The 6,878-nt window shown below is 61.9% G+C and carries 1 pseudogene; it reads left to right on the top strand.

Features of this window, described 5'->3' with window-relative positions:
• Window positions 1–6,878: pseudogene (locus ACYP33_RS31930) on the top strand (hypothetical protein); the annotation flags it as partial.

The following is a 6,878-nucleotide window of genomic DNA, read 5'->3' as shown; positions in this document are numbered from 1 at the left end:
TGACGGCGAAAAGCACCGAAGCCGTGAACGGTTCGCAACTGTTCGCGACGAACCAGAACGTTGGCGATCTGCAGGATTCGCTGAAGGAAAGCGGATTGGTGGGCGAGGACGGTACGGTCTCGGTTGCCGTGACGTACGACAGCGATAAAAAAGACCAGGTGTCGCTGAAGGGCGGCAAGACCGGTACGACGTTGAGCAACGTGAAGGCCGGCAAGGCCGACATGGACGCGGTGAACGTATCCCAACTGAAATCGTCAGGCCTGATCGGCGACGACGGCGCGACCTTGTCGGCCGTGACGTACGACGACGAAAGCAAGGGGAAGGTCACGCTCGGCGGGACCGGGGGTACGACGTTGGCGAACGTGAAAGCGGGTGCGCTGACGGCGAAAAGCACCGAAGCCGTGAACGGTTCGCAACTGTTCGCGACGAACCAGAACGTTGGCGATCTGCAGGATTCGCTGAAGGAAAGCGGTTTGGTGGGCGAGGACGGTACGGTCTCGGTTGCCGTGACGTACGACAGCGATAAAAAAGACCAGGTGTCGCTGAAGGGCGGCAAGACCGGCACGACGCTGAGCAACGTGAAGGCCGGCAAGGCCGACATGGACGCGGTCAACGTATCCCAACTGAAATCGTCGGGTCTGATCGACGAAGACGGCGCGGCCTTGTCGGCCGTGACGTACGACGACGAGAGCAAGGGCAATGTCACGCTTGGCGGCACCGGGGGCACGACGTTGTCGAACGTGAAGGCGGGTGCGCTGACGGCGAACAGCACCGAAGCCGTGAACGGTTCGCAGCTGTTCGCGACGAACAAAAACGTCGGCGATCTGCAGGATTCGCTGAAGGACAGCGGCTTGGTGGGCGATGACGGCGCAGCCTTGGTTGCTGTGACGTACGACAGCGATAAGAAAGACAAGGTGTCGCTGAAGGGCGGCAAGACCGGGACGACGTTGTCGAACGTGAAGGCAGGCGCTGCCGACATGGACGCGGTGAACGTGTCGCAACTGAAGTCGACGGGCTTGATCGGCGACGACGGCAAGTCGCGTGCTGCGGTGTTGTACGACCAGGATAAGGACGGCAACGCGAATTACGCGTCGGTAACGCTGGGCAAGGCAGGTGGCCCGGTGGGTCTGCACAACGTGGCGGCAGGCACGACTGCAACCGATGCGGTGAACGTGTCGCAACTGAAGGGCGTGACGGATGCGCTGGGTGGTGAAGCCGCGGTTGGGGCTGACGGCAAGGTCAAGGCACCGTCGTACAAGGTCGGCGATGACCACTTCGACAACGTGGGAGATGCGCTCGAAGCGACGGCGAAGCTGGCCGGCGGCACCGATCCGAACGGTGTGATCTACGACAGCAGCAAGCATGACAAGGTGACGTTGGCTGGCAAGACCGGCACGACGCTGAAGAACGTGAACGCGGGTGTCGACGACAAGGACGCGGTTAACGTGTCGCAGTTGAAGGGTGCTGGCCTGATCGGCGACGACGGCAAGGCGGTCGCTGCGGTGACGTACGACGGTCCCGCGAAGGACAAGGTGACGTTGGCTGGAGCGAGCGGCACGACGCTGTCGAACGTGAAGGCCGGCGCGCTGACGGAAACGAGCACGGACGCAGTCAACGGTGCTCAATTGTTCGCCACGAACAAAAATTTGAAAGATAGCGGCTTGGTGGGCGATGACGGCAAGGTCTCGGTTGCCGTGACGTACGACAGCGATAAAAAGGACAAGGCGACTCTGGCCGGCGGTGCGGCCGGCACGACGCTGTCGAACGTGAAGGCCGGCAAGGCCGACATGGACGCGGTGAACGTGGGCCAACTGAAGTCGACCGGGTTGATCGGCGACGATGGCGCTGCCTTGTCGGCCGTGACGTATGACGATGCCAGCAAGGGCAAGGTCACGCTGAAGGGTAGTTCGGGCACGACGCTGAAGAACGTGAGCGCAGGTGTCGATGACAAGGACGCGGTGAACGTGTCGCAGTTGAAGGGTGCTGGCCTGATCGGTGACGACGGCAAGGCGGTCGCTGCGGTGACGTACGACGGTCCCGCGAAGGACAAGGTGACGTTGGCTGGAGCGAGCGGCACGACGCTGTCGAACGTGAAGGCCGGCGCGCTGACGGAAACGAGCACGGACGCAGTCAACGGTGCTCAATTGTTCGCCACGAACAAAAATTTGAAAGATAGCGGCTTGGTGGGCGATGACGGCAAGGTTTCGGTTGCCGTGACGTACGACAGCGATAAAAAGGACAAGGCGACTCTGGCCGGCGGTGCGGCCGGCACCACGCTGTCGAACGTGAAGGCCGGTAAGGCCGACATGGACGCGGTGAACGTGGGCCAACTGAAGTCGACCGGGTTGATCGGCGACGATGGCGCTGCCTTGTCGGCCGTGACGTATGACGATGCCAGCAAGGGCAAGGTCACGCTGAAGGGTAGTTCGGGCACGACGCTGAAGAACGTGAGCGCAGGTGTCGATGACAAGGACGCGGTGAACGTGTCGCAGTTGAAGGGTGCTGGCCTGATCGGTGACGACGGCAAGGCGGTCGCTGCGGTGACGTACGACGGCCCCGCGAAGGACAAGGTGACGTTCGCTGGAACGGCAGGCACGACGTTGTCGAACGTGAAGGCCGGCGCGTTGACGGAAAAAAGCACGGAAGCCGTGGTGGGTTCGCAGTTGTTCGCGACGAACAAGGACATCGGCGATCTGAAGGATTCGCTGAAGGACGGCGGCGTGATCGACCCATCGACGGGCGAATCGTTGGCCGTCGTCTATGACGACGCGACGAAGGGCAAGGTCTCGCTGAAGGGTGGCAAGACCGGCACGACGCTGACCAACGTCAAGGCCGGCGCGATCTCGGTTTCGAGCACCGACGCAGTGAATGGCTCGCAACTGTTCGGGCTGGCGTCGAGCGTGGCGGATTCGCTTGGCGGTGCAGCCGGCGTCGGTGCGGATGGCAAGATCACGGCGCCGGCATACAAGGTCGGCGACAAAACGTACGACAACGTGGGCGATGCGATCGCAGCGGCTGCCGCTACCGGCAGTGGTGGTGGCACCGATGAAAATGCCGTTCAGTACGACGACAAGAACAAGTCGGCCGTTACGCTGGGTACCAAGAAAGCCAGCAGCCCGGTTGCATTGAAGAATATCGCGACGGGCGTTGCCGACACGGATGCCGTGAATGTCGGTCAGTTGAACGACGCCACGGACGAGATCAGGGACGGTCTGAAAGACGGTTCGCTGGAAATGAAGTACATCAAGGTCAAGTCGACGGGCAGTCAGGCCATAGCATCGGGAGCCGATTCAGTTGCGATCGGCAGTGCCGCCAGCGCACGTACGGAGAATGCCGTTGCAATCGGCACGGGTTCGCGCGCGAACGGGAAAAACTCGGTAGCGGTTGGATATGGCTCGGCGGCATTGGAAGCCAACACGTTCGCGGTAGGCAGTACCGGGGGAGAGCGCCGGATCGTTAATGTCGCAGCGGGCACGGACGACACCGATGCCGTGAACCTGAAGCAACTTCATGATGCGATGAGTACGGTAAGTCAGAAAGCGCGAAGTTTCCTCCCGCAGTCGCGCGCAGCAGCCGTCGAACCGAAGACTGGCTTCATCGTGGCTGATGGCGGGCCGGTCTCCACTTCGGAAAATATTGCGTATGTCGCACCAAATTTGAGTGGCTCTGCACTGGCCATGGGGATCTCTAGCACCAGCGATGGTAGCGACACTGTATCGGTAGGTATTGGTACGGCGGCTTACGGTGACAACTCGGTTGCATTTGGTGTTGGAGCGCAGACTCTGATCAAGAAGCATGACGCCGTTGCCATCGGCAACAATGTCGTGACCGGCGCCAACTATGCCGTAGCGATTGGTACGGAGCGGGTTTCCGCCAATGGCGATTATTCCCTGGCACTTGGTTCGGAGGATGCGCAGGCGATTGGAGACGGATCGATCGCGATCGGTCGCACGGCGCAATCGCGAGCAAGAGCTACCGATGGTGTGGCTATCGGTACGAATTCGGCGGTGGAGATTGGCGTCACCGGTGGTATCGCGTTGGGCGCAGACGCGGTTGTGAAAGCAGGAAATCTCAACGGCGTTGCCCTCGGTTCCGACTCGGTCGCCGATCGTGGAAACGCGCTGTCGATTGGATCAAAGTCGGTGCAGCGCCAGATCATCAATGTGGCAGCCGGCACGGCGCCGACTGATGCGGTGAACGTGTCGCAGCTGACGGGCGTGACGGACGCGCTGGGCGGCGAAGCCGCGGTCGGGCCTGACGGCAAGATCAAGGCGCCGACGTATGAGTTGGGCGGAAAGACGTACCACAACGTTGGCGATGCATTGAAGGCTGCGGCCGCGAGCGGTGGTGGCGGACCGGACATCGATGCGGTTCTCTACGACAAGGATTCGAGCCAGGGCACGGTCACGTTGGCTGGAGCGACGGGCACGACGCTGAAGAACGTGAACGCAGGCGTTGATGACAAGGACGCGGTGAACGTTTCGCAGCTGAAGGATGCTGGCCTGATCGGCGACGACGGCAAGGCGCTTGCTGCGGTGACGTACGACGGTCCCGCGAAGGACAAGGTGACGTTGGCTGGAGCGACTGGCACGACGCTGTCGAACGTGAATGCGGGTAAGGCCGACAAGGATGCGGTGAACGTATCGCAACTGAAGGATGCCGGCTTGATCGGCGACGACGGCAAGGCGCTTGCCGCGGTGACGTACGACGGTCCCGAGAAGGACAAGGTGACGTTGGCGGGCAAGACCGGCACGACGTTGTCGAACGTGAATGCAGGTAAGGCCGACAAGGACGCGGTGAACGTGTCGCAACTGAAGGATGCCGGCTTGATCGACGACGACGGCAAGTCGCTTGCGGCAGTGACGTACGACGGTCCGGACAAGGACAAGGTGACGTTGGCTGGAACGAGCGGCACGACGCTGTCGAACGTGAAGGCGGGTGCTGCCGACATGGACGCAGTGAACGTGTCGCAACTGAAGTCGTCGGGCTTGATCGGTGACGATGGCAAGTCGCGCGCTGCGGTGTTGTACGACCAGGACAAGAACGGCAAGGCGAATTACGCGTCGGTAACGCTGGGCAAGACCGGCGTGCCGGTGGGTCTGCACAACGTGGCGGCAGGCACGGCAGGAACCGACGCGGTGAACGTGTCGCAACTGACGGGCGTGACGGATGCGCTGGGCGGCGAAGCCGCGGTTGGGGCTGACGGCAAGATCAAGGCGCCGACGTACAAGATTGGCGATGACACCTTCGACAACGTGGGAGACGCGCTCGAAGCGACGGCGAAGCTGGCGAGTGGCACCGATCCGAACGGCGTGATCTACGACAGCAGCAAGCATGACAAGGTGACGTTGGCTGGCAAGGACGGCACGACGCTGTCGAACGTGAATGCAGGTAAGGCCGACAAGGATGCGGTGAACGTATCGCAACTGAAGGATGCTGGCCTGATCGGTGACGACGGCAAGTCGCGCGCCGCGGTGACGTACGACGGTATCGAGAAGGATAAGGTGACGTTGGCTGGAACGAGCGGTACGACGCTGTCGAACGTGAAGGCGGGTGCTGCCGACATGGACGCAGTGAACGTGTCGCAACTGAAGTCGTCGGGCTTGATCGGCGACGACGGCAAGTCGCGTGCTGCGGTGTTGTACGACCAGGACAAGAACGGCAAGGCGAATTACGCGTCGGTAACGCTGGGCAAGACCGGTGTTCCAGTGGGTCTGCACAACGTGGCGGCAGGCACGGCAGGAACCGATGCGGTGAACGTGTCGCAACTGACGGGCGTGACGGATGCGCTGGGCGGCGAAGCCGCGGTTGGGGCTGACGGCAAGATCAAGGCGCCGACGTACAAGATTGGCGATGACACCTTCGACAACGTGGGAGACGCGCTCGAAGCGACGGCGAAGCTGGCGAATGGCACCGATCCGAACGGCGTGATCTACGACAGCAGCAAGCATGACAAGGTGACGTTGGCTGGCAAGGACGGCACGACGCTGTCGAACGTAAATGCAGGTAAGGCCGACAAGGATGCGGTAAACGTGTCGCAGTTGAAGGATGCCGGCCTGATCGGTGGCGACGGCAAGGCGCTTGCCGCAGTGACGTACGACGGTCCCGAGAAGGACAAGGTGACGTTGGCGGGCAAGACCGGCACGACGCTGTCGAACGTGAATGCAGGTAAGGCCGACAAGGATGCGGTGAACGTATCGCAACTGAAGGATGCCGGCTTGATCGGCGACGACGGCAAGTCGGTTGCGGCAGTGACGTACGACGGTCCGGACAAGGACAAGGTGACGTTGGCTGGAACGAGCGGCACGACGTTGTCGAACGTGAAGGCAGGTGCTGCCGACATGGACGCGGTGAACGTGTCGCAACTGAAGTCGTCGGGCTTGATCGGCGACGATGGCAAGTCGCGCGCTGCGGTGTTGTACGACCAGGACAAGAACGGCAAGGCGAATTACGCGTCGGTAACGCTGGGCAAGACCGGCGTGCCGGTGGGTCTGCACAACGTGGCGGCAGGCACGGCAGGAACCGATGCGGTGAACGTGTCGCAACTGACGGGCGTGACGGATGCGCTGGGCGGCGAAGCCGCGGTTGGGGCTGACGGCAAGATCAAGGCACCGACGTACACGATTGGAAAGAAGAACTACGACAACGTGGGTGATGCGCTGAAGGCGGCGGCGGAAACGGCGGACGATAACGCGGTGCATTACGACGCGGGTTCCGACAAGGCCACCGTTACGTTGGCAGGCAAGGACGGCACGACGCTGAAGAACGTGAACGCAGGCGTTGATGACAAGGACGCGGTGAACGTTTCGCAGTTGAAGGGTGCTGGCCTGATCGGCGACGACGGCAAGGCGCTTGCTGCGGTGACGTACGACGGTCCC

This window comes from Burkholderia sp. 3C, assembly GCF_054589155.1.
The sequence above is the reverse complement of the archived record's forward strand: the minus strand, read 5'-3'. Positions and strand labels throughout refer to the sequence as shown.